General features: G+C 65.8%; 17 protein-coding genes and 8 pseudogenes. 19 read left to right on the top strand and 6 right to left on the bottom strand.

Annotated elements, in window-relative coordinates; all coding sequences use genetic code 11:
* Positions 1–52: 52 nt before the first annotated feature.
* The 11 genes and pseudogenes from Q8A52_RS49025 to Q8A52_RS12355 all read left to right on the top strand — a co-directional run.
* Positions 53–469, top strand: a pseudogene (locus tag Q8A52_RS49025) (TniQ family protein); the annotation flags it as partial.
* 150 nt (positions 470–619) lie between these two features.
* A complete protein-coding gene (locus tag Q8A52_RS12400) occupies positions 620–2686 on the top strand; it encodes a hypothetical protein (RefSeq protein WP_316751079.1) in 2067 nt (688 codons plus the stop codon).
* A gap of 376 nt (positions 2687–3062) precedes the next feature.
* Complete coding sequence (locus tag Q8A52_RS12395) at positions 3063–3815, top strand: TnsA-like heteromeric transposase endonuclease subunit (RefSeq protein WP_316751077.1); 753 nt, start codon at positions 3063–3065, stop codon at positions 3813–3815.
* Entirely contained in the window at positions 3812–6007 is a 2196-nt protein-coding gene (locus tag Q8A52_RS12390) for an integrase (RefSeq protein ID WP_316751076.1), read from the top strand. The genes Q8A52_RS12395 and Q8A52_RS12390 overlap by 4 nt, the downstream gene beginning before the upstream one ends.
* Positions 6004–7134, top strand: coding sequence for an AAA family ATPase (locus Q8A52_RS12385; protein WP_316751075.1), 1131 nt, complete (start codon positions 6004–6006; stop codon positions 7132–7134). The genes Q8A52_RS12390 and Q8A52_RS12385 overlap by 4 nt, the downstream gene beginning before the upstream one ends.
* 148 nt (positions 7135–7282) lie before the next feature.
* Positions 7283–7702: pseudogene (locus Q8A52_RS49020) on the top strand (TniQ family protein); the annotation flags it as partial.
* 99 nt (positions 7703–7801) lie between these two features.
* On the top strand, positions 7802–9817 hold the full coding sequence (locus Q8A52_RS12380) for a hypothetical protein (protein WP_316751074.1): 2016 nt from the start codon (positions 7802–7804) through the stop codon (positions 9815–9817).
* A 124-nt stretch (positions 9818–9941) separates the two neighbouring features.
* Positions 9942–10152, top strand: a pseudogene (locus Q8A52_RS12370) (Tn3 family transposase); the annotation flags it as partial.
* A 273-nt stretch (positions 10153–10425) separates the two neighbouring features.
* Positions 10426–10752, top strand: coding sequence for a PadR family transcriptional regulator (locus Q8A52_RS12365; protein WP_316751072.1), 327 nt, complete (start codon positions 10426–10428; stop codon positions 10750–10752).
* Complete coding sequence (locus Q8A52_RS12360) at positions 10749–11105, top strand: DUF1048 domain-containing protein (RefSeq protein WP_316751070.1); 357 nt, start codon at positions 10749–10751, stop codon at positions 11103–11105. Before Q8A52_RS12365 ends, Q8A52_RS12360 begins: the two co-directional genes overlap by 4 nt.
* A 1-nt stretch (position 11106) precedes the next feature.
* Complete coding sequence (locus tag Q8A52_RS12355; RefSeq protein WP_316751068.1) at positions 11107–11433, top strand: DUF1048 domain-containing protein; 327 nt, start codon at positions 11107–11109, stop codon at positions 11431–11433.
* Between the two features lie 272 nt (positions 11434–11705).
* Here the strand turns inward: Q8A52_RS12355 and Q8A52_RS12350 are convergent.
* Together Q8A52_RS12350 and Q8A52_RS12345 are read right to left on the bottom strand one after the other, a co-directional pair.
* A pseudogene (locus tag Q8A52_RS12350) lies at positions 11706–12070 on the bottom strand (Tn3 family transposase); the annotation flags it as partial.
* A gap of 9 nt (positions 12071–12079) precedes the next feature.
* Positions 12080–12304, bottom strand: a pseudogene (locus Q8A52_RS12345) (DUF4158 domain-containing protein); the annotation flags it as partial.
* Positions 12305–12404: 100 nt separating this feature from the next.
* On the opposite strand from Q8A52_RS12345, the gene Q8A52_RS12340 reads away from it, so the two are divergent.
* The 8 genes and pseudogenes from Q8A52_RS12340 (at position 12405) to Q8A52_RS12305 (ending at position 19293) form a co-directional block, all read left to right on the top strand.
* Positions 12405–12707: a Tn3 family transposase gene (locus Q8A52_RS12340; protein ID WP_316751067.1), complete on the top strand. Its 303-nt coding sequence runs from the start codon at positions 12405–12407 to the stop codon at positions 12705–12707.
* A gap of 1230 nt (positions 12708–13937) precedes the next feature.
* Positions 13938–14201: a helix-turn-helix transcriptional regulator gene (locus tag Q8A52_RS12335; protein ID WP_316751066.1), complete on the top strand. Its 264-nt coding sequence runs from the start codon at positions 13938–13940 to the stop codon at positions 14199–14201.
* A gap of 72 nt (positions 14202–14273) precedes the next feature.
* Positions 14274–14699, top strand: a pseudogene (locus tag Q8A52_RS12330) (DUF6083 domain-containing protein); the annotation flags it as partial.
* A gap of 177 nt (positions 14700–14876) precedes the next feature.
* Entirely contained in the window at positions 14877–15230 is a 354-nt protein-coding gene (locus tag Q8A52_RS12325; RefSeq protein WP_316751878.1) for a hypothetical protein, read from the top strand.
* Positions 15231–15485: 255 nt separating this feature from the next.
* A pseudogene (locus tag Q8A52_RS12320) lies at positions 15486–16726 on the top strand (UvrD-helicase domain-containing protein).
* Between the two features lie 113 nt (positions 16727–16839).
* The gene (locus tag Q8A52_RS12315; RefSeq protein WP_316751064.1) at positions 16840–17520 is read left to right on the top strand and encodes a DUF488 family protein, N3 subclade; all 681 of its coding nucleotides are present in this window, start codon (positions 16840–16842) and stop codon (positions 17518–17520) included.
* Positions 17521–17640: 120 nt separating this feature from the next.
* Positions 17641–18420, top strand: coding sequence for a hypothetical protein (locus tag Q8A52_RS12310; protein WP_316751851.1), 780 nt, complete (start codon positions 17641–17643; stop codon positions 18418–18420).
* 306 nt (positions 18421–18726) lie between these two features.
* Positions 18727–19293, top strand: coding sequence for a universal stress protein (locus tag Q8A52_RS12305; RefSeq protein ID WP_316751063.1), 567 nt, complete (start codon positions 18727–18729; stop codon positions 19291–19293).
* 20 nt (positions 19294–19313) lie between these two features.
* Here the strand turns inward: Q8A52_RS12305 and Q8A52_RS12300 are convergent, their stop codons facing one another.
* From Q8A52_RS12300 to Q8A52_RS12285, 4 genes and pseudogenes are all read right to left on the bottom strand, one after another.
* Positions 19314–21860: a sensor histidine kinase KdpD gene (locus Q8A52_RS12300; RefSeq protein WP_316751061.1), complete on the bottom strand. Its 2547-nt coding sequence runs from the start codon at positions 21858–21860 to the stop codon at positions 19314–19316.
* 2 nt (positions 21861–21862) lie between these two features.
* Positions 21863–22546, bottom strand: coding sequence for a response regulator (locus tag Q8A52_RS12295; protein ID WP_316751059.1), 684 nt, complete (start codon positions 22544–22546; stop codon positions 21863–21865).
* 132 nt (positions 22547–22678) lie between these two features.
* Positions 22679–23347 carry a potassium-transporting ATPase subunit C gene (locus Q8A52_RS12290; RefSeq protein WP_316751057.1) on the bottom strand — a complete coding sequence of 223 codons (669 nt, stop codon included), beginning with the start codon at positions 23345–23347 and terminating at the stop codon, positions 22679–22681.
* Positions 23348–23352: 5 nt separating this feature from the next.
* Positions 23353–23573 (bottom strand): annotated as a pseudogene (locus Q8A52_RS12285) (potassium-transporting ATPase subunit B); the annotation flags it as partial.

The raw sequence follows: 23573 nt of genomic DNA, 5'->3' as shown, positions 1-23573 counted from the left end.
AGTGGCGCCTGCCTCGCGACGACGGCTCCGCCTGTCTGAAGCAGGACGCCTGATGCTGTGGACGCCCAACCGCATCCCGGTCTCCCTGCCGCCCCTTCCCGGGGAAGCCCTGGAGAGCTGGATCAGCGGCTACGCGCGGCGTTTGCATATCGCGAGCAATGCTTTCGTTGAGTACGCAGGCCTCCGAGGAGTTACACCCCAGCAGCTGGCACTGCAGTTGACCGAGCACGAGGCCGCTGCGCTTGAACGATGCACCGGAATCGACAAAGCGGTGCTGACTGCGATGACACTAGCCCCATATGACGGCCTGGCGGTGTCGATCCTTCCTGCTCGTCGGAGGTTGGCGCTGTCTCCTACAGCGACATGTGCTAGCTCTCGTACCCGTTACTGTCCGGCATGCCTGCGGGCGAATGCTGGTCGAGGTTTCGTGGCGTGGCGCCTGCCCTGGTCTTTCATGTGTCCGCACCACCTCCTGCTGCTGCTGGACGTTTGCCCAAGATGTGACCGCCCTCCGCGGCCGTGGAACGTGCGCGCACACCGGCGGATTGCCAAGGGCACCTGCACCCGCGATGTCCAATCGATCGTTGACAGCGCATCTCGGCGCGCAGCTGTCTGCGGCATGGACTTGACCCAGGTTCCATCGACGCCTGTGCCCGTCGATGGGTACATCCACCGCGCACACAGGCGCATTTCCTTGTTGCTGGCCAGTCAGGGGTCAGACCGTTTGCCTGCCCGATCCCAACTCAGACAGATCTACTCGCTCGCATGGCGAGCGCTGCGCGGCCTGCACAGGATCCCCGACCTGGCACCGCAGGTTGTTCGAGCCGTCAGTTCCGAGTGCGACAAAGACTGGCCGCATGCCAGCGAGGTGCGTTCCAGTCAGGACGCCGGCAGTATGGCTGTGGGAAGCGCGCTGGCCTGTGTTGCACTCGACACCAGCCACCCGGACTACGAAGTTGTCTTCGACTGGATCCTCACCGCCGACCGTCCACCTTCCGCAGGACACCAGCCAATTCGAATGGGTGTGCTCGCCGCCGGCTGGCGATGGGGCGGCGATGAACTGGTCAGCCGCGCCTTGGCTCACCTCGACAAGGACGGCCGCCTTCCCACACGGCTGCGCTACGGTAGCGCGACGCCTCAGCCTCGTTGGCCGGATCTACCCGAGACGGTAATCACTCGCCGGGCGGAGATGCTTCCGGCAATGCTATGGCCAGGTTGGACCATGCGCCTGCTGCCAACCGCCAAGCAAAGGCCCATCCCCGGCCCCAACAACCCTCACACCGCTGTTTTCCGACGCCTCTGCGCCAGTTTCCTACTGCTCCCGGGCAGCCCATCCCATCTGAACTTCGGCCGTTTCGCCCGCCTTCTGGGAGGCCAGCGCCGCATCGACCAAGAAGCGTTTGAGCGACTCTACGAGGGGCTAGATGTAACCCCCTTGGCTTCCGTCCTAGCGCAACTGGCCTACATGCTTGACGAATCCGGGTCTCCGATCAACTACGCCCGGCGAAGGGCTCTGTTCACATACACCACCGTCAGCCTCGACCTCTCCGCCTACACCCGACTATGCATCCAGCATGGCTGGAGTACCGGCAAATCCCAGCGCATCGCGATCATGCAGTGGTACCTGTTGATGCTTCTCACCGGCGAACACCACGGAAATTCGAGCCATGCAACGCACCGATTCGCCTGGCAATGCAACGATTTCCGCTTTCGGGCCCCGCGAGCCTTGCGCCGTTTCCTTCACGAACAGGCCGAAATCCACCTCACACGTCACGGAATCCAGGAACCGGTCACCTGGGAGCCGCACAATGATTGGGTAACTGGCGCGTCCTGGCCTGGCATTACCCTCACCGACATTGATCACCAACGCTTCTGCCAACTCTTGGAAGCGGGCGGTACTGTACACGATGTTGCGGCCGCACATAGCCTCACTGCTGAACATGTTCGACTGTACTGCGAGCTCTCAGACACCGGGATTCCCCTCGCCGCAGCGAATGGCACCCGCACATCAGAAGAGCGTCACGAAATTCTCGCTCCCGAGCAGCTTCGTAATCTTTACGAGACTCAGCGACTTGAGATCACGCGTATCGCCGAGTTGGCATCATGCGGAAAGAGCACTGTCCAGCAACTACTTGAACACGACGGGGTGGTCCTGCGCGGACGCCCGATTCTGCTCCCCCCTCGGCCTGACCTCACTCGTGAATGGCTACAACGCGAGTACGTCGAGAATCTTCGAGATCTCAAGGCCTTGGCGAAAGAAGGCGACGTCACTCCATACCACCTTCTAAAACTCGCCGAGGCCTGGAAGATACCGCTGCGCGGCCCCGGCTCCTACAACCCTCTGGGCCACTTACCCCTCGTCCAGCAGGCGTCCCCTGCCATGCGTGCAGTCACCAACACCGCACAGGCAGTTACAAGGCTCCTCCTGATTACGAAAATCCCGGGCTACACCAGCCTCCGTGCCGCAGCCGACGCTCTTTACGACGGAAACCTACGGGCCTTGCGTCAACGCTTGCGCCACATCGAGAAAGCCACAGGATTTTCCATCATCGACTGTTCGACCTCGCCGATCACGCCTACGAAGCGAGGGCGGTCCTTGATCCTTGAGGCCATTCCGATCCTCCAGGCTGCGGAGGCCGCAAAGATGCCCCAGCTCGGCAAAGGACGTCACCTTTCAGAAACATAGGCTTCGAAAACCGCATAAATCCACCGGAGAACGACCTGTTCTGCCGCAGCTTATCGTCAGCCCGGAGTCGTCCCTGCAGAGGAAATCGAGCGAGCGAGTGGGATGGAAATCAACTGGCCCCAACCGAAAACCAGTTGGTTCGGGAAAGGTGGACTCGCCAGGCGCGGTCCCGAGCGGGACGCTGCTGCAGCAGGTGTCGCTTGCGGCGGATCCACTCATTCCGTGTGATCGGATGCGGCGGCCGAGCACGCCTGATCCGCAATACGTGCGCAAATCCGGAACGTGATGCCCACTCATTCCGGTCCGTAAGTGCTTATTGTCGCTCTCTTCAGATCTTTGGCCACGAATGAACGCCGCCTCTCCATACGCTCGGAGCATGCTGACTCAGCGTTCCACTCAAGTCCGCCGAGGACGCAGGACCCCCACTGCGTCGATTCGCTACAAGAACAGCAAGGTGCGGGAAGCTCTCTTCGCCGACCTCAGGTTGGCGGACTTCACCGGATCCAGGCCGTGGCGCACGGTCCGGTCGGTGCACGGCATGACTCATCACTCTGGCTCATATGCGTCGGCGACGATGCAGGGGCATGTGGTGTACGAGAGTCGCCTGGAGCTGGCTCGACTGCTGCTCGCCGACTTCGATCCGGCCGTCCAGGCCATCTACGCCCAGCCGTGCCGTATAGCTGCCCAGATCGATGGCCGGGTGCGGCATCACGTACCAGATTTCCTTCTGGTCACGCAGACCGGAATAGTCAAGGTCGTTAACGTCAAACCAGCGGACCTACTGAACGATCCAAAGATCACAGACGCGCTGGCGTGGCCAGGAGAATTGATCGAACAGCACGGCTGGGACTATGAGGTCTGGCCCGGAGCGGATCCAATTCTTCTGGAGAACGTTCGGTTCCTAGCAGCCTATCGCCGACCCGGTGTCGTCCCGGCGGCGGAGATTGAGCAGGCGTGGAAGAGCGTGCAGGACGGAGATCAGCTAGCGGCCGCTGAGCGTCGGCTTGCGGTTGGAAGAGACCCCCACGAAGTCCGCCCTTCCATTATGGCCCTCCTGTGGGAGGGGCGCCTGACCACCGATCTGACGAAGCCTCTGTCCGGCGACTGGGTACTGCGGAGGTCTGAATGAACGCGTGGACGACAGCCCTTCGAACGGGTCTTCCGTTGGTGTTTGACGGCGAGCAGTTCACCATCGCGGAGCTCGACGGTCGGCGGGTCCTTCTGCAGCAAACCGGACCCGACGGTCGCCCGCAGTGGCGGCAGGTGGATCTCTCGCTGTTGATGACCCACTCGTCAACCGAGTTTCTAGTCGAAGCTCCTCCACCAGGGCCGGCTGCTGCCACGGAACTCGGCGACCTGACAGACGACGAGGAAGACGAACTCACCGCCCGATTCCAGCACGTTCAGGAAGTCCGATTCAGCTACAAGCTGGGCTCGTCCGAGCTGGCCTTGGAAGGAGAGCCGCGTCCGGACTACGCACCCGGAGTGCCCATGATGAACCGCTACAAGGCCAAGGCCGCGGAGCTCGGAGTCGATCCGGCTACTGTCCGCAGATGGGTGGCCAAAGTCAAAGAATGTGGACCAGCCGGGCTGGTGAGCAAGCGACAAGCCACCTACATCCTCGACCGTGCGGATTCACGATGGGTTGACATGGCCCGATTAGTACTCAAGGAAAAGGAGAGATCGAGCCGTCCGGTGCGGAACTTAACCCTTATCGAGATCGAGGAACGCCTGGCCAAGGAATTTGGTCGCGGTGTAGTGCGTATCCCCAAACGGACGACCGCGTATGAGCTACTGAGAGAGCTCAGCCGCGGAACGAATGCCTTCGACGGCAGCACCAAGGGCAAGCGCTCCATCGCGCAGCGCCCAGCGGGGGTGTACGGCAAGCTGCGGGCCACGCGCCCCGGTGAGTACGTGGTCCTGGATACCAACAGCCTGGACGTCTACGCCATGGAGCCAGTGACATGCAGGTGGGTGCGGTGCGAACTCACCGTGGCGATGGATTTGTATAGCCGGGCCATTTGCGGCCTGCGGCTGACTCCGGTGTCGACAAAATCCGTGGACGTGGCCGGGGTCCTGTTCGAGACCGTCCGCTCACGCGAGAAGGCTGATGGCAAGGACGAGCCGCTCCCGTACTGCGGAGTGCCATCCACGGTAGTCCTGGACGCGAAGAAGCTCGTGGACGCCAAGGGTCAGCCGTTGCTGCCCTCCGTGGCGGCGGAGGCGATCGTCTACGACCACGGCAAGATCTACGTGTCGAAGCACATCGAGAGTGTGTGCGCCAAGCTCGACATCTCCCTGCAGCCTGCTCGCCCTCACACACCGACCGACAAACCGGTGGAACGCTGGTTCAGGACGCTCAACCAAGGACTCCTCGCTGCTCTGCCGGGCTACAAGGGACCGGATGTCTACAGCCGCGGAGAAAAGGTAGAGGATGAGGCCTACTTCTTCCTGGATGAGCTCGAAGCCATCATCCGCGAGTGGATCACTCTGGTCTATCACCGTCGTCACCACCGAGGGCTCAAAGTCCCCGAGGTCCCGGGGCTGAAGCTCAGCCCGTTGGACATGTACGAGCACGGGGTCATGCGGGCGGGTCCGCTGAGAATCCCTTCGCGACCGGGTCTCGCCTTCGAGTTCCTCGAGGAGGAGTGGTGCACCGTGCAGCACTATGGCGTGGAGGTGAACGGTCTGCGTTACAGCGGTAGGGCGTTGAAGGGGCTCCACAACCAGACGAGTCACCACCGAGGGCGGCATCCCGGAGCATGGCCGGTCGCAGTCGACCGTGACGACATCCGGAAGGTCTATTTCCAGGCCCCCAAGACGCACGAATGGCATGTGTTGGACTGGGAACACGCCCCATCGCTGAACGGGCCGGCCAGTCTGGAAGCGTTGCAATACGCCCGCAAGATCGCGGCGAAGACCCATCGCTTCCCTGACACCAAGCGTGCCCTGGTCGAACTACTCGACCGCTGGGGCGTCGGGCTGACCGCGGACCGGACGGAACGACGCATGGCCATCCGGCTGTCCCAGCAGCGGTTCCGCATCGTCGGCGAGGACGACGAGACGGGTACCGAGGTCGCCGCTCTGCCGACGGTCGAGCGCCTCGCTGCGTTGACCACCAAATCGCCCGTGGACGGCTCCCACACAGATGATCCAAGTACGCCGCCGAAGCCGGACACGGTAGTCGGCCCCGAGGAGGTACCCGGTGGAGACGACGACGCGGATGATGAGTGCGCTGCACTCTTTCCCGGGGAAGAACCCGATGACGGCGTCGAGATCGACGAGGACGACTTCTACGCAGACATCCTGGAGAGCCGTTGACTACGTCTCTCGGTCGCGACGTCTTCGAGGGTGACGACCGCCAGTACTCGCCCACACGTCTTGACGGTTGGCTGGAGTTGGTCAACGGGCCCGACCGCGTCCAGCCACCGTTGCTGACGCGTAAGCAGCGAGCCGACCTGTCGCCGTTGGAGCTCAAGCGCTACGACGACAGCCGTCACGTCTGGCATGCCAACATCGGTCCTATCAAGACGCCTCAGCTTCTTGAGCTCCACGAGGATCTATACGAAATCGTCTGCTCCAACCGCCAGGACGGGGACAAGGCAAAGCCCGCGGCATTGGTCGACGCCTATCCCGGAATCGGCAAGAGCACCGCAGTGCGTGAGTTCGGCCGCGACTTCCACCTCGAACAGATTGCACTGCGCGGCGAGACGACGCCCGAAGGCCACCGTCGAGTCCCAGTCGTCTACATCGCATTGACGGGTAACACCCAGATCCGCGGCCTTAATGCGGCGATCTGCCGCTTTTACCGGCTGCCCACCAGCGGCGACGCCGACACGTTGGCGGAGCGAGCGGTCGACGCTGTGCTGAGCCTGAGAACCTCCATCTTCATCATCGATGACATCCACTTCCTGGCATCGGCGAACTCCAACTCAGCGCGGCTTGTCAACCAACTGAAGTTTCTTTCCAACACCTTCCCCGTGACGTTGGTCTACGTTGGGGTCGGCGTCCGCGAGCGAGGCATCCTGAGTGAGGGGCGCTCCTTGAACGAGGCCTTGCACGCGCAGTTCGGGCGTCGCACCACTGCACTGACCCTACGTCCGTTCCAAGTGGAGGACGAGCCGGGGCGTGCAGAGTTCCGCAAGGTGCTGCTGACCATCGAGAAGCAGCTTGTGCTGGCCGACAAATATCCGGGAATGCTGGCCGACGACCTCGCGGACCATCTCCTTGCCCGCTCCAGCGGTCACTTCGCCTCTCTCATGGCTCTCATCAACCGCGGTTGCTACCGCGCTGTCCGCAGCGGTCACGAGCGGCTGGATGTCGAACTCATGAGCAAAGTCAAGAACGATGCCGCAGCCGAGGAAGCGCGAGTTGAATTCGTTGCCGCGCTGGAGGCTGGTCTTCTGACCGCGAAACCCCAACGGAAAAGACGGAGAAGGTCGGCATGACGTCCTGGACTGGTCAGCGGATTCCTATCTGGACTGCATTTCTTCCGGTGAAGGGTTCGACGGCCAGTCCGGGTGCCCACTCCGCTTACGCTGCCCCATTTCAGATCGATCTGATACAGCACCCGTCAAGGGCCCGGGGGGAGTCGCTATGACCCAGTGGGCGAACGAACGTATCCCACTGTGGGTGCAACCCGTCGATGGTGAAGCGCTCGACAGCTGGCTGGAGGCCTACGCTCGCCGCCTGTCGACCACGACACCAGAACTCGTTCGTTTCCTGGGGCTAACGGACTCACGAGCTGCCCTCATGGTCCGTCGACTGACCGCACCGGAGCAGAACATCCTCGCCCGCAGAACAGGCATCGCCCTGGAAGGGCTGACAGCTCTCACTCTCGATCCATGGGATGGGCTGGCAGTGTCCATCAACCCCGTTGACCGGTCATTGGGACGACCACCCGCCTGGCGGCACTACGGCAACCACTCTCGCTACTGCCCCCTTTGCCTGGCTGAAAGCCGCGGGCGCTGGCCGCTGGCCTGGCGACTGCCGTGGTCCTTCTCATGCACCCGACACAGTCTGCTGCTACAGGACTACTGCCCCAGGTGTGGGCTCGAGCCCTCCGTGAACAGCACAAGGCGTCCCGGTCCCTCACGGCCGGGGGTGTGTCTTCGCATGAACAGCCGCGGCGAGGTGAATTACTGCGGATTCCCCCTCACCGAAGCACCCCATGTCAACTTGCCCGTCAATGGGCTGATTCTTTCAGCCCAGCAAGACATCAAACAGACCGTTCTCAAGCCGGCCGGGGCAGCTCCCACCGCTCTTCAACGTGCTCAGGAACTCTACGCACTCGCCAGACGAGTACTTCGCTCACTCCACGGTCGCCTGGCTTCGGCACCTGCACTCGTTCGCGCTGTTCTCGCCGAGTGCGGTGGGGATCTACCGCCGCTCGCCGTCCGGCATGAAGGCAACGATGCACATAATGCAGCCGTCGGCACCACCCTGGCACGAATCATCCACGACTCTTGTGAGCCAGGGCACTTCGAATTGCTCACCTGGCTACGGGAGGGCCACACACACGGGAAGCGAATCATCGAAGGAATCGAGCGCTGGCTCCCGACGGGTCCAAGCGTGACCGGCCGGCTCCTTGCATCGGCCGATTCCCAGATCATGCTGCTTAGCCGGATCCGCTATGGCACGGCATCTCCCGACCCGAGCTGGCCGACGCTCGGTGCCCAGGACTTACTGCCGCGCGCATCCAGAACCCCGGCCATGCTCTGGCCGACCTGGACCATGCAGCTACTGCCGACCGATGCCGTCAGCCCCGTCCTCCTCGACGGCTTTCGACGCGCCTGCGCCACGCTCCTGATGCTCGCGGGCTCGACCCTTGAATATGGGCAGGCCGCCGTACTCCTCGGAAACACCAGCCCCAGGAGCAACCGGACGGCGTTGGACGCCGCTCTGCGCAACCACGACCCGAAGCTCTTGGCCGCGGCACTCACTTCCTTGGCCCGGATCCTCGATACTCAGCCGCCGCCGATCAACTACGCGCGCCGCCGCTCGATCTTCAACGAAGGAACCGTAGTGCTCGATCCGAGCATCTACCGGGACTTCTGCCGCCACCACGGCAGGCGCTTCTTCGTGCGGCAATACCAGCATGCGCGCTGGCATCTCCTCAGCCTCCTCCTCGGCGCTCACCCTGGAAGTTCGTCACGCGCTCCTACCTGGCACAGCGAATTCCAGCTCAACCTGTCAGCGGATCTGAGGAACTTCCTCCACAATCAAGCGGCAGAGAACCTCGCCGCGAGAGGCATCGACGAGCCTGTCCAGTGGCAGCCTCCCCTGCACAGCATGAGGAGGGCCGACTGGCCAGTGGTTGACGTGGACGCGCCGAACCAAGCCCCACTCGGCGCCGAAAGAACTCCGGCCGCAAAGGCTGACCATAAGATGAGTCCCGGAGACGCTCATCTACTCCTATTCCTTGAGGCCACCGGCACCACCTCTCTGCCTCCACCTCCTAGTTCTCCTGGACCTGGTCGGCTCGTCCCTCGACGGGGGGTGCTGGCCCCGGACGCGCTTCGAATGCTCTACGAAGAGCACAAGCTGTCCCAAAAAGAGATCGCAGAGTCGGCTGGCTGCAAGCCCAACACCGTCCGCCGCGCTCTGCTTGAAGCAGGTATCCCCCTGCGCCAGCGGCGGCCGCCAGGTGGCCTCTCCCGGGAGGTCTCGGCCGAGTGGCTGGAACATGAGTACCGCAAGAAGCATCGCAGTACAGCGGACATCGGACGTGAACTCGGCACTCACAGCGCGAACATCAACAGACTCCTCACCCAGTGGGACATCCCCCGACACGGCGGCAGTTGGCAGTCAAACCCCTTTGCGAATCTCGGCGTCCCGTTGTCACCAGCGATGCGTCGCATCTGCACTACCCGGGATTGTCTTCAGCGTCTTCGCCGCATCGCGCGGCTCCCTGGCCAGCACAATCTCAAGTCTGCCGCTCAGAGCCTGGGAATCTCAGACAGCAATCTCGCCAGCCAACTCCGACAGGTCGAGTTGGCAGCAGGATTTAAAGTAATCAAAAGAGTAAGCCCTCTCACTCCCACTCACGAGGGGAAGTCTCTGCTCGACGAAGCCGCCCAGTTGCTCAGGCTCCTTGACGGCCAGCGTCCACGCGGCAACCGACGGCCATGACTGCCTGCTCGATCTCGTTGAAGTGGTAGATCACTTCCCTGACGGTGTCCTAGGCCTGCACCAACTGGGCGATCATCAGCACCCGGTTCCCGCCCGCAGAGGCCTGCAACATGGCGTGCTGGTAGCCCAGGCCAAGCTCGCTCAGGCGTGGGGCGGCGGCCTGATCGCGGCGATCGATGGAGTCCGGTTCGTCATGCCGCTCCCCACCATCCATGCCCGACCCAATCCCCGGTACTACGGGCGCCGCTGGGGCGCGCAACATGAACGGCCAGGCCGCTGGCCTGGGCGGCATCGTGGTGGCCGGCACCCCCAGGGCCCTGCACACCGTGGATGTCGCGTTGATCACTTGAGGATGCCATCGTTTGCCGACAGGCGCGAGCTGGCCGGCAAGCCGCCTGGGAGGTCGAGGATCGGGGCGCTGCGGTGATGACGTACGAGCCCCCGCCGAATACGGAGCCGGGCCGATGAGGTAGCCGCCGCTGTGGAGCCTGGGTCAGATCGGTCCCGGGTCTGCGCCCACCGGAGATGCTGCCGCCTTCGCTACTCGGTGATACCGTATAGCGGTACTCGGTAGTACGTAGTACCGATAGGGCTGAGGAGGAATCGCGATGGACGACCTGACGGAGATGCTGAAGGGCACGCTCGAAGGGTGCGTGCTCGAAATCATCGGCAGCGAGGAAACCTACGGGTACGCCATCACCCGCCAGCTGAACGAGCTCGGCTTCGTCGACGTCATCGAGGGGACGGTGTACAGCATCTTGCTGCGGCTGGAGAGGAACGGACTCGTCCAGGTGACGAAACGACCATCCGGGGTCGGTCCGCCGCGCAAGTTCTACACGCTCAACGACGCCGGACGCGAGGAACTCGCGAAGTTCTGGGCGAAATGGCAGTACATCTCATCACGCATCGACAGGCTCAAGGAGGGCGGGAGATGAACTTCTGGGAGAAGGTCACAGGCAGCGATCTCACCAGGGAATGGAAGGCGTTCGAAGCCCGGGCCGAGGCCCTGCCAGACAACTACCGGGCGGCATGGGGACAGATCATCGCCCACCTCTTCCCCTACGGGGACTTCACCGGCCGCAACCTGATGCCAATCCTCGACGCCGCCCTGGGGCTGCTCGAAGTAGCAGCGGCGGACGGGCAGAGCATCCACGAGGTGCTCGGGGACGACATCGGAGGCTTCTGCACCGCGCTTGCCGGTGGAGAAGGGGCTCGAACCTATCGCGACCGGTGGCGCGAGCAGTTGAACAGGAACGTCGCAAGGAAATTGAGCCGGCTGGGAGGCTGACGTGAGCATCCAAGACATCATTGAGGGCAAGAAGCAGTGGCGGGCGCACATGGCTCGGGTCAAAGCGCTCCCGCCGGACTACCAGATCGTCTACAAGGAGATGCAGAAGTACCTGTTCAAGGTCGGACCGGTCGACCTGCCTGACGGGCCCCTGCTCCCCGGGATCGTCGACTTCTTCGAGGAGGGCGTCGCCGCGGGCAAGGGGGTCTTGGAACTCATCGGCAACGACGTCGCCGCGTTCTGCGACGACCTGGTCAAGGACTCCCCCACCTATGCGGACGTCTACCAGGAATCCATTAGCGGGGAACCCGGCACGGCCGAGACGTAGCACCCGCCGCCCCATGCCAGCGGGGCGTAGCCCGCCCGCGCGGCTCGTTCGCCTCGGCGCAGCGCGAACAGGCGTCGGCCGACCGGCCATCAGAAGCTGCCGCAGATCCTGTCCACCGAGGTAGTCGAGCAGGCCGGCGAGACCTGGCTCAGCCACGCCAACGCCGGCAACGCCCCCGGAGGCAGTCCAGGCTGAGGGGGCCCGCGCCCTCGCTGCCCAACTGCGGGCCGAGATCGAGGGAACCGCCCAGCCGTCGAGCAGCACCCTCGTGCTCACTCCTCGCCCTCCTCGCCCTCGTCCAGCTCGGGCGCGTCGGGGTCGCATAGCGGGCGCAGGCCCTGGCCGGGGCCCGCTGGCCTTGATGTTGAACAGCTAGCGGCCCAAGAAGTTGATGTGCCGGTCCTTGAGCGGAGAGAGCCGGGCGACGTCCTCGTCCTTGATGTCGTGGCCCTCCGCACGGAGCCGGGCGACGGCGGCGTCCACGTAGCGGGTGTTCCACAGCGCCACCGCGTTGAGGACCAGGCCGAGGGCGGCGAGCTGGTCCTCCTGGCCCTCGCGGTACGCCTGGCGGATCTGACCCCGACGCCGTGGCAGATCGGCGGGCCAGGCGGTGGCGGGAATCCTCGATCCCTAGCTGCCCGGCCAGGTACTCCACGGCCTCCCACGGCACCCGCAGTGGGTCCTCGCCCAGGAAGCGCCCGACGTGGCGGACGGTGCAGATCTGCACCGCCATGCCCAGGCAGTGCGCGTCCGTACGGCGCAGCGCGATCAGATCACGGTCGTCATCATCGAGGAAGAAGAAGCGCTCCAGCTCCGGGCGCGTGGGCACCTCAGCGAACGTCCCGCGCGCCTCGGCTTGCTCATCAGTCATAAATTCCACCGGCACGACCGGACCGTAGCCAGCACCGACAGCCACCCAACGACCTTCCCGAGGACCCCGGCGGCACCCTCCGTAGATGTGCTAGTCGACCATGATCAATCTCAGCGGCACTTTGTGTACCGCAACGACTCACACCCTGGGCACCCGACCCCGCTGGGCGACGCCATCGCCCAAATACGAGCGGATCTTCAAAACCCTGCACGTCCTGACGTACGTCGATGTCGAACCGTACCGGCGCGACATCCAGGCGATGCGTGCCCTGCAGGAAGGTCGCCACGACCTGGCCCGGCATATGTTCCACGGCGGCAAAGGCGAACTGCGCCAGCCCTACCACGCCGGGTACGGCTGCGGCGGCAGATTCCGGTCGCAGGCTGCGTCGGGATGCCTCGCGTAGAGGCCCCATCACCAGTCCTGCTTCGGTGTTGAGTTCTCATTGGTCAACGACCCATTTCTCCAGAGCCCACTGCACATCCCCTGGCACCGAGCCCGTGCTCCAGCCGCTGAGGACGCCGACAGCGCTCAGGTGGTCAAAGAGCGTGGGAAGCATGGTTGCCGCCACTCCGCACTCTCGAGCCAGATGCTCGGCTTCCGCCGTCCCTCGCTCCTCTCCTGGGGCAGTGTGAGCTGCGAGGCAGAGGGCGACGAGGCGCGGCAGAGGAGCGGGGTCGTTGCGAATGCTGCTGGCGGTGCGCAGAGCCCAGTCGGCCGCACGTAGGCGGTCGGGCCGGGCAGGACACTGTCCCAGGAGACCGGAGTCGAGCAGTTGGACCACCACGACGTGCTTGCCGGACCCCGGGCGGGCTGAGATCGTGCGGAGCCATTGCGCAGCGTTCAGCTCCCGCAATGGGTCTGCCGCCGTCCCCAAGCGAAGGCTGCGCAACAGCCCCTGAGGAAAACACACCTGAGCCCAGTCGTTCATGCGCAGCGCGCACTGAAGGGAGATCAGCCGGGAAGCGGCTGAGGCCTCGGCGGGAAGCGAAGCTGCGAGGTAGTTGAGCATTTCGCGCACGCGGGTTCGGCTACCCGGTCCTCTGGGCCGACGACTGCGGCCACGGCGCACTTGCCGCGTTGATGAGGCCCCTGGGGCCAGGATCGTCTCTGGGACTACGGCGGCCTGGGCCGTGGCTGCAGCGCATGCTGTGCATGCGTCGGTGAGCCGCCAGATTCGTCCGCCGCACTCGCGTGCGAGCAGGAGCCGGATGGGGCCGTGACAGCCGCGGTGGCGGGGATGCCAGCCACAGCCCCGTTCATGGCACTGGCACGTCCGTAGATGCGTCGGCAGGACGTCCCGGCGCGCGTGCAAAGCCAAGTGGGCCAGCACTTCTGCTCGAGCGGAAGGGCCGTGGAGCGGTCGCCTGCGGTGGGCGCACTGCCGACAGACGAGGACCGGCCCATCAGGCTGTGGACACAGTTCCACCGTCCAGGTGCGCCGGACACCCGGCTGTGCGAAGCAGAGCCTCATGGCGCGCGAGTTCCTCCTGCCGTTTCCGCGCCGGCCCCCGTCGGGCTGGGATCGGCGGCACACGGTAGTGCAGACGTCTGCCCTCCCGTGGTGCCGTGACCATCAGAAATAGGGCAGAGGTCTGCACTGACAGGGCAGGGGGCTGCACCGTCGGATGGTCGGGTGACGATCTTCCCGCCCGACCCGCACTTCGAGGCGCTGCGCCTCGAGCTCGCTCGGCTGCGGGCAGCGCGGGGGTGGAGCTATGACGAGCTCGCGGCCCGCAGTGGCCTGGCCAGAAGGACTCTCATCGAGATCGAGCAGGGGCGCACTGTCGGGACCCTCAAGACGTGGCACGCCCTCGCTCACGCGTTGAGTACCCCGCTTGATGAGCTCTTCGGTGCCTTGTGTCATGGTCACGAGCCGCCAGCGCCGAGTGGCGACTGACAGCCCGTTCGGGTGCGCCGAGGCTTCTACCCGAACAGATGACGCGATCCGAAACTCCGAGCGGTCGATCGAGTGTGTGTTGCCATAAGTGCGGCCATCCGGTGGACGGTTCCGGCTCGGCCATCGCATCTACGGCGTGTTGCCTGGCACGTTCGCGCACATGCGCCCCTCATCTGGCCCCGCCGCCGCTGGGACGGCAGCTTCGTGGTCGATCACAGGCGACGTTCGCTGCGTGTCGCTCCCGACAGCCCCACCCGGCTCCTCCGCTGCGCTCAGCGTGACCGCTGCCGCGAATGCGGTAATCCGATTGAATGGTATTGGTGTGGCAACGCAAGATCTGTTTGCCTGCACCCGGTGGAACTCCCCACAGTCGGGGTCCCCGTCAACCTCCGCTGGCACGTCAGCTCCGGTATAGCGCATCCCGCCGGAGACGGCAGCCCTTGGTGCCGTCTTGCCCATGCCGTCATCTGCCCGGCCCGCGATGCCGGAGTCCCCCCGGCTGCCGGGCTCTCCGGGCTGCGACGGGCGCTGGCCCTCAACACGCGCCGCATGATCGACTCCGGCACGTTCACCCCCTCCGCCCCGTCGAACTGCCCCGCCCCAGCCTCGGATGTGTGTCGACCGGCACGCCCCATCGTGCAGCTTCTGTACGTCCGGTACCTTGCCGCCCACCCCGTGGACGAGATCCAATGCGTCGCCCAGAACAGGCACCGCAACCGGTGCACCCGGCGGCTACTCGCCCAGGACAGTCCGGCGGGCGCGTGGACCCTGGTGCCGGCGACGGCCGAACGGGGCCAACTCGCCCTTCCGGCGTCGGTCATGGCCCTGTACGACCTCACCGCTTTGCCTTACGGAGAGCAGCTGCGTTGGCGCATGCAACGCTGCCGCGTCCACGCGGCCGCCCCTTCGGCAGCCGACCTGGCGATGGCCGAGTGGGAGCCCTTCGACCCCCTCGTCCACCATGCCCACATCCACCCCCGCCTGCCGACCCACGTCCGGCGTCCAGGGCCGGGCAATCACGCTCGGTGAGGCACAGTCATGGCTCGCCGCGCTGTCGAGGTAGTCCGGGGCGGGAGGCCAGCCACAATCAGTGAGCCTGCCTATGTCCGAGAGCTGACACAGCACGGGGCGTGATCGCCCGCCGCTGGGCCGAAGCGGTGGCAGGCTGTCCGGCCCGTGTCCGGTTCCACTGCTCCAGCCCGTCGCCCGGATCCGTATCCAACAGGCCGCATCCGGCCCAGCAGCTCCTCCCCACCAATCACCCAACCCTCTGTGGAGCCCTTGTTGCACACGCCTACCGATGAACAGGCCCACGCCGTCCAAGCCTTCCGCGACGGACAGCACCTCGTGCTTCAGGTAGGCGCGGGCACCGGAAAGACCAGCACGCTGGGCCTGCTCGCCGCGAGTACTCAACGCCGTGGCCGCTTCCTCGCCTTCAATAGGGACGTCGCACACGACGCCTCCACCCGGTTCCCGCGATCCGTGGTGTACAAGACCGCCCACTCCATGGCCTACGCAGCCCTCGGACACCGCTTCACTCACCGCCTCAAGAGCCCCCGTTTGCCCGCATGGAGGATCGGCCAGGCGCTCGGCATCAGCTGTCCTGTCCGTATCGGCGATCGCAAGCTGAGCCAAAGGACCCTGTCCCACACCGCCTTGCGCACAGTGACCCGCTTCTGCCACTCCGCCGACCGCTTCGTGGAGTCCCGCCACGTGCCGCATGTGCGCGGCCTGGAAACGCCGGATGAGCACGCCCGGCTTTCCGAAGTCGTAGTGCCTTTCGCCGAAAAGGCCTGGGGGGATCTACAGAACCCCGAACATGGGGTAGTCCGCTTCGAACACGATCACTATCTGAAAATGTGGGCCCTGACTGACCCGAAGATCGACAGTGACTTCCTTCTCCTGGACGAGGCGCAGGACACCAATCCAGTCCTGGAGCGCGTATTCACCGCTCAGCGCGCCCACGCCCAGCTGGTTATGGTCGGTGACTCCGCCCAGGCCATCTATGGCTGGCGTGGAGCCCGGGACGTCATGACAGGCTTCGACGCCACTCACCTCACCCTGACCTGCTCGTTCCGCTTCGGTCCCCTCCTCGCTGAACAAGCCAACCTGTGGCTCGGACTCATCGGTGCGCCCATCAGGCTGACAGGCACCGACACAATCCCGACGGAAGTCGGCGAGGTCACACATCCGGACGCCGTGTTGTGCCGCACCAACATTGGCGCCGTGACCGAGGTCATGGGGCTGCTCGCAAGCGGACACCGCGTCGCCCTGACACGAGGCGAGGAAACGCTCGTCGCGCTGGCACTCGCTGCCCAGGCGCTCAAGGAGGGCCGCCCCACCTCTCACCCCGAACTGGTTCTCTTCGCCTCCACAAGGCCAAGGGGCGCGCCGGGCGCCCGATCCCTGAGCCTGTGAGCGAAGCAGACGCACGCCTCGCTTACGTTGCCGTCACCCGTGCCCGCCCCAGACTCGACCTGGGTGGGCTTGCGTGGATCGAGAGCCATCCGGCTGTTGCCCGTTGAGGAGAGGGCGTCGGCACGTTCTTCGTCTCTGGACAGCTCAGGCCCAGCGGAACGAGTAACAGGGCGCAGGAACGCTGTCCCAGCCGCTTCAACGGCCATTAGGATCACGACACATGGCAGGCCATCACTCAGCGCGTCCCCACGACCACGCCCGTGCCCTCGCCCGGAGGGTGAGGGCGTTGCGGGAGGCCCGCGGGTGGACGCGCGAACGGCTTGCCAAGGAAGCAGGCGTCGCCGTCGGAACCCTGGCCCGTGTGGAGAGCGAGGGAGCGATCCAGCCAGGTTTCTTCACCGTCGGCGCGGTCGCCGAGGCGCTTGAGGTCTCCCTCGATGATCTGTTCCGGGAGACCAAGGCCACGCCCGGTCTGTGGTCCGCCGGATACGAGGGCCGAGACATCGACTCATTCGTCACCTCGCTTGTCGACAGCCGTATCGATGTGGTGGCGGATGTCCGGCTCACGCCGATCAGTCGCAAGAAGGGCTTCAGCAAGACCCGCCTCGGGCAGGCACTGGCAGACGCCGGCGTCGCGTACACCCACCTGCGTGGCCTGGGCAATCCCAAGGACAACCGCGCGCCCTTCTGGGACGGCCGCCTCGATGTGGGCAAGGCTCGGTTCCGTGCCGTGCTGCGGTCCGAGGAAGCCCAGTCGGATCTCGACCGTCTGACGGAACACGCCCGGCAGTCCCGGGTCGCGGTGCTGTGCTTCGAAAAGGACGAGAGCCGCTGCCACCGGCAGGTCGTCCTGGAGACGGTCCGCAAACGGGCCGCTGTGCCTGTGATCCCGCTGGCCTGACTTCGCCCCTCGCTGCTGCGCGTGCCCTTGCCAGTGGCGCATGCCCCTCCTCCAATCGGATCGGGGAGATCAGCGGAGGGGGCAACCATGACGTCCGGACATCGACAGCGCGCTCGGATCATGATCACGGTCAAGACATATCCCGAGCTGTCCAACAAGTACCGCGAGACCAGTTGTGTGGCTGGCGTACGCCTGGACCAGGGAGCGCCTCAGCACGTACGGCTCTTCCCGGTGCCCTTTCGGCTCCTAGCCGAGGATGCTCAGTTCTCCAAGTACTCCGTCATAGAGGTCGACGTCGAGCCGCATCGGGACTCGCGGCCCGAGAGCCTGCGGCCGGACCTCGACACCCTCAAGATCGTGGGCGCCGTACCGCCGGGTGGCGACTGGAGGGAGCGGTACAAGTACGTCGAGCCGCTCGTCGCACCATCCCTGTGTGCGATCAAGAGGGACCAGGAGGAACGCGGGACCTCGCTCGGCGTGTTCCGCCCAATGGAGATCAGCTTCCGACTGACGGCGGCCGAGCCCTGGTCCGAGTCGAAAGCCGCGCTGGCAGACCAACTCGACCTCTTCGAGCAAGACCTGGCCCCGCTTCAGTGGGTGCCTCTGGACTTTCGGTACCGCTTCCGCTGCGCGGATGACGACTGCCCCACGCACGACATGGCGCTGAAGGACTGGGAGGCCGGCGCGTCGTACCGCAAGTTCCTACGCAATTACGGCGAAGGCTTCGTACAGGAGAAGCTGCGCCAGCGGTGGTACGACCTGGTCTTCACGCCTGACCGTGCCGTCCACTTCTTCGTCGGCAATATCGCGGCCCACCCCAGGACATTCATGCTCCTGGGTCTGTTCTATCCGAAGGTGAATGTCGTCCAGTACGTCCAGGACAGCCTCTTCGGTGACTGACTCGCGGAGCTGTCGGAGAGGGAGAGTGGCCCCGGACGGCGGGGAGGCGGGCCGGGGCTCGTCGTCGACGCTAGGCTCGTAACGTGGGGCCGGGACGGCTCCTGACGGGATGCTGACGCCGAACGGGGCAGCCCTGACGGGATGTTGACGTGCCTGGTGCGCAGTTGGGACATGCGCTGTCAGAAGCGTGCCAAGAAGTGGCGTGCGGGCTGTTCAACGCCTCTGAGCAGGAGTGAGATGGAAGGAGTCTCTTGAAGGGCCGCTGGCGGAACCGTCCGTCGGCCGTGTGTGCAGAACGGTGAAGTGATGTCCGAGTCCGGCGCGATCTCAGCCCCTCGTGTCGTGGTGGGAGTCAGCGGTTCGCCGGGGAGTCTGACCGCCCTGTGCCGGGCCGTCGAGGAGGCCCGTCGGCGGGGAGCCGAGCTGTGGCCGGTGCTGGCCTGGGAACCGCCCGAGGGGGACCTCCCCGCACGCCGGTCCCCGTACGCGTCATTCATGGTCGACGAGTTGCAGCGCCGGGCCCGGGAGAAGCTGGTCACCGCCCTCGGGGAGGTGTTCGGTGTCGACGGGCCGGACCTTCCCATGCGGGCCCTGGTCGCTCGTGGCGCTCCAGGATGGGCGCTGGTGGAGATCGCCGATGGGGAGGGGGACGTCCTGGTCATCGGTGCCGGGCGACGCGGGCGGCTGCGCCGTGCGCTGCGGCCTTCGGTGAGCCGGTACTGCCTCGCCCACGCCACCTGCCCGGTCCTGGCAGTGCCGCCCTCGCCGCTGGAGGCGGGGCTCAGGGCCGTGCACCGTCGGAACGTCCTGGGACTGCGGCTGGACATGCGGCGGGTACGGAAGGAGTTCGAGACAGTACCGCCCGTTGCCTGAGGCTCCCGGGGCTCGGCCGCTCACGTCGTGACCGCGGGCGCGCGATCGGGCTGCTCCGGGCGGCGTTGGGGTGCAGTCGGAAGGCTGAGCACCATGGTCAAGCCGCCGCCGGGAGTGTCCTCGGCGTTGAGCGTGCCGCCGATCGCCTCCGCGAAGCCGCGGGCCACCGCCAGGCCGAGGCCGACTCCGGCGCCGCGCGGTGAGTCGCCGTAGCGCTGGAAGGGTTCGAAGATGCGGGACTTGGCCTCGTCCGGTACGCCGGGGCCGCGGTCGACGACACGGACCTCGACCCGGTCGGCGATGGCGCTGGCCGAGACCAGGACCCGCTCTGCCGGCGAGCTGTACTTGACGGCGTTCTCCACGACGTTGGCGACCGAGCGTTCCAACAGGCCGCGGTCGACGTCGACCATCGGCAGGGTTTCCGGGATGTCCAGCTCGACGCTGTCCTCCGGGACTCCGCCCAGCGCCATCGGGATCACCTCGTCCAGGTCGGTCTCGCGGATGATCGGCGTGACGGTGCCGGTCTGCAGGCGGGACATGTCGAGCAGGTTGCCTACGAGATGGTCGAGGCGGTCGGCGCCCTGCTCGATAGCCTCCAAGAGTTCGGCCTGGTCCTGCGGCGACCATTCAACGTCGTCCGAGCGCAGGGACGTGACCGCCGCCTTGATCCCGGCCAGCGGGGTGCGCAGGTCGTGGCTGACGGCGGCCAGCAGCGCCGTGCGGATGCGGTTGCCCTCGGCCAGTTCCTTCGCCTCGTCCGCCTTCTGTTGGAGGCGCTGGCGGTCCAGGACGACGGCGGCCTGGGCGGCGAAGGCGGCCAGCACGCGGCGGTCCTCGGCCGGCAGCACGCGGCCGGAGAGGGCAAGGGACATGTGGTCGCCGACCGGGACGTCGACATCCGCGTCGTCGGGCCTGGCGCAGGGGCGGGGGCCGATGCTGCCGGCGCAGGTCCAGGGGGCGACGTCGTTCTCGCGTTCCAGCAGGGCCGCCGACTCCATGCCGAAGGTCTCGCGGACTCGGTCCAGGAGCGCCTCCAGGGTGGTTTCGCCCCGCAGGACGTTGCCCGCCAGGAAGGAGAGGATCTCCGACTCTGCGCGGAGCCGGGCCGCCTGGTGGGTGCGGCGGGCGGCCAGGTCCACCACGGACGCCACGGACACCGCGACCCCGAAGAACACCGCGATGGCGACGATGTTCTTCGGGTCGGCGATCGTCCAGGTGTGGACCGGCGGGGTGAAGTACCAGTTCAGGAGAAGGGATCCGGCCACCGCCGAGGCGAGGGCGGGCATCAGCCCGCCCAGCAGGGCCGCCGCCACCGTCATGGTCAGGAACAGCAGCATGTCGTTGGCGAGCCCCACGTCGGGGACGAAGCTGCTCAGAAGCCAGGTCAGCAGCAGCGGTCCACCGATGCCGACCAGCCAGCCCCAGATGAGCCTGGCCCGGCCGAGCCGCGCGCCTCGGGCGGCGACCGGCAGACCGCGGCCCTTGCCCACCTCGTCGTGGGTGATGAGGTGGACGTCGAGGTCGGGCCCGGATTCCCGGGCGACGGTGGCGCCGACGCCGGGTCCGAAGACGTACTGCCAGCCCTTGCGGCGGGAGACGCCGAGGACGATCTGGGTGGCGTTGACGCCGCGGGCGAAGTCGAGCAGGGCGGCGGATATGTCGTCGCCGACGACTTGGTGGAAGGTGCCACCGAGGTCCTCGACCAGGGTGCGCTGGACGGCCAGTTCCTTCGGGGAGGCGGCGGTCAGGCCGTCGCTGCGGGAGATGTAGACGGCAAGCACCTCGCCGCCGGCGCCCTTCTCCGCCAGCCGTGCGGCACGCCGTATCAACGTCCGCCCCTCCGGGCCGCCCGTCAGGCCCACCACGATCCGCTCTCGCGAACCCCAGATGGTGGAGACGCGGTGCTCGCTGCGGTACTCGGTCAGGTACGCGTCGACCCGATCGGCCACCCACAGCAGCGCCAGCTCGCGCAGGGCGGTGAGGTTGCCGGGGCGGAAGTAGTTGGAGAGCGCTGCGTCGACCTTGTCCGGCTTGTAGATGTTGCCGTGCGCCATGCGGCGGCGCAGGGCCTGCGGGGACATGTCGACCAGCTCGATCTGGTCGGCGCGTCGTACGACCTCGTCGGGGACGGTTTCGCGTTGCCGTACGCTCGTGATCGACTCCACGACGTCCCCCAGCGATTCGAGGTGCTGGATGTTGACGGTGGAAATCACGTCGATGCCGGCCGCGAGCAGTTCCTCGACGTCCTGCCAGCGCTTGGTGTTCCGGGAGCCGGGGACGTTGGTATGGGCCAGTTCGTCGACGAGAGCCACCTGGGGGCGACGGGCGAGGACCGCATCGACGTCCATCTCGGTGAAGATGCTGTCCCGGTACTCGATCTCCCTGCGTGGCACCTGCTCCAGGCCGTGCAGCATCACCTCGGTGCGCGGCCGGCTGTGGTGCTCGACGAAGGCCACGACACAGTCGGTGCCCCGCTCCACCCGGCGGTGGGCCTCGGAGAGCATGGCGTAGGTCTTGCCGACGCCGGGTGCCGCGCCGAGGTAGATCCGGAGCTTGCCGCGTGCCATGTTCACCCTTCGAAGCGGTAGCCCATGCCGGGCTCGGTAATGAGATAGCGGGGATGGGAGGGATCTGTTTCCAGTTTGCGCCGTAGTTGAGCCATGTAGACGCGCAGGTAGTTGGTCTTGTTGCTCTGCGAGACCCCCCACACCTCCTGCAGCAGGTGCTTCTGGGTGATCAGGCGGCCGGGGTTGGTGACCAGGATCTCCAGCAGGTGCCATTCGGTTGGGGTGAGGCGGACGTCCCGCCCGTCCCGTACGACTTTCTTCGCGAGCAGGTCGATGGTGAAGTCATCTGTCTTCACGAGTTTCGTCTCGGGGGCCAGGGGCACGTCCTCGGTCCGGCGCACGGCGGCCCGCAGCCGGGCGAGCAGCTCGTCCATGCTGAAGGGCTTGGTGATGTAGTCGTCGGCACCGGCATCGAGGGCCGCGACCTTCTCGTCGGAGGACTGCCGGGCCGACAGGACCATGATCGGTACGCGGGACCAGCCGCGCAGGGCCCGGATGACGTCGACGCCGTCCATGTCGGGGAGCCCGAGGTCCAGCATCACCACGTCCGGCTGGCGCGCGGCCGCCAGGCGGAGCGCGGTGGCACCGTCGGGGGCCGCGTCGACGCCGTACTGGCGGGCCTGCAGGTTGATCACGAGGGCCCGTACGAGCTGCGGGTCGTCCTCCACCACGAGCACCCGGGTCATGGGTGTGCGCCTTTCCTGTCGTACGTCGGGCCAGGGGCGTCGGACACGAGGCAACCGAGGTCACGACTGCGGGAGTTGACGGAACCAGGCTGTCTCCCGGCCGCCAACTCCCGCGCGTGTCGCGTAATCCCATCAGTGCTTCGCCACAAGGGCCTTGAGCGCAATGTTGAGTTCGAGGACGTTCACTCGGGGTTCGCCCATGAAGCCCAGGGTGCGGCCCTCTGTGTGGTCCTTCACCAGGTTCTCCACCGCGGAGACGGACAGGCCGTTCTTCACGGCGATCCGGTGGACCTGGAGTTCGGCGTAGGCCGGGGAGATGGCCGGGTCCAGGCCGGAACCGGAGGAGGTGACAGCGTCGGCGGGGACCTGGGACGGTTTGACCGCGTAGCCGGGCACCGAGTTGTCCTTGACGACCGCGGCCTTGGCATCCTCGACCTGCTTGATCAGGTCCTTGTTGTCTGCCGAGAGGTTGGTGGCACCGGACAGGATCAGCTTGTACTGGGTGTTGACGCTGTTGGCGCCGAGGCCGTTGGCCGGGCGGCCCTGGAACCACTTGAGGTCCGGTTCCGGGGTCTCCTGGCCCTTCTTCAGCGGCAGGTTGTAGGCCTGGCCGATGAGCGAGGAGCCGACGACCTTGCCGTCCGCCTTGATCTCGGAGCCGTTCGCCTTGTCGTTGAACAGTCCCTGGGCGATGCCGGTGACGGCCAGTGGGTAGATGACGCCCGTCACCAGGGTGAGCACGAGGAGGGCTCGCAGGCCCGCCCAAAGCAACCGGGCGGTGTTGCTTACGGAGTTGTTCATGGCGTTCAGCCGATCCCGGGAATGAGGGAGATGAGCATGTCGATGATCTTGATGCCGATGAACGGGGCGATCAGTCCGCCGATGCCGTAGATCGTGAGATTGCGGCGGAGCATCCGGTCCGCGCTCACCGGCTTGTACTGCACGCCCCTCAGAGACAGCGGCACGAGCGCGACGATGATCAGCGCGTTGAAGATGACCGCGGACAGGATCGCGGAGTCGGGCGAGG

Origin of the sequence: Streptomyces herbicida (genome assembly GCF_032656585.1) — a bacterium.
Lineage (GTDB): Bacteria > Actinomycetota > Actinomycetes > Streptomycetales > Streptomycetaceae > Streptomyces > Streptomyces herbicida.
Note: the sequence above shows the minus strand (reverse complement) of the source record. Positions and strands in the feature narration are given on the sequence as shown.

Excerpts from the sequence above, each read along its gene's own strand:
- Q8A52_RS12400 (WP_316751079.1), top strand. The coding sequence starts at position 620 with ATGGACTTGACCCAGGTTCCATCGACGCCTGTGCCCGTCGATGGGTAC.
- Q8A52_RS12395 (WP_316751077.1), top strand. The coding sequence starts at position 3,063 with ATGCTGACTCAGCGTTCCACTCAAGTCCGCCGAGGACGCAGGACCCCC.
- Q8A52_RS12390 (WP_316751076.1), top strand. The coding sequence starts at position 3,812 with ATGAACGCGTGGACGACAGCCCTTCGAACGGGTCTTCCGTTGGTGTTT.
- Q8A52_RS12380 (WP_316751074.1), top strand. The coding sequence starts at position 7,802 with ATGAACAGCCGCGGCGAGGTGAATTACTGCGGATTCCCCCTCACCGAA.
- Q8A52_RS12365 (WP_316751072.1), top strand. The coding sequence starts at position 10,426 with ATGGACGACCTGACGGAGATGCTGAAGGGCACGCTCGAAGGGTGCGTG.
- Q8A52_RS12360 (WP_316751070.1), top strand. The coding sequence starts at position 10,749 with ATGAACTTCTGGGAGAAGGTCACAGGCAGCGATCTCACCAGGGAATGG.
- Q8A52_RS12340 (WP_316751067.1), top strand. The coding sequence starts at position 12,405 with ATGATCAATCTCAGCGGCACTTTGTGTACCGCAACGACTCACACCCTG.
- Q8A52_RS12315 (WP_316751064.1), top strand. The coding sequence starts at position 16,840 with ATGGCAGGCCATCACTCAGCGCGTCCCCACGACCACGCCCGTGCCCTC.
- Q8A52_RS12310 (WP_316751851.1), top strand. The coding sequence starts at position 17,641 with ATGATCACGGTCAAGACATATCCCGAGCTGTCCAACAAGTACCGCGAG.
- Q8A52_RS12305 (WP_316751063.1), top strand. The coding sequence starts at position 18,727 with ATGTCCGAGTCCGGCGCGATCTCAGCCCCTCGTGTCGTGGTGGGAGTC.
- Q8A52_RS12300 (WP_316751061.1), bottom strand. The coding sequence starts at position 21,860 with ATGGCACGCGGCAAGCTCCGGATCTACCTCGGCGCGGCACCCGGCGTC.
- Q8A52_RS12295 (WP_316751059.1), bottom strand. The coding sequence starts at position 22,546 with ATGACCCGGGTGCTCGTGGTGGAGGACGACCCGCAGCTCGTACGGGCC.
- Q8A52_RS12290 (WP_316751057.1), bottom strand. The coding sequence starts at position 23,347 with ATGAACAACTCCGTAAGCAACACCGCCCGGTTGCTTTGGGCGGGCCTG.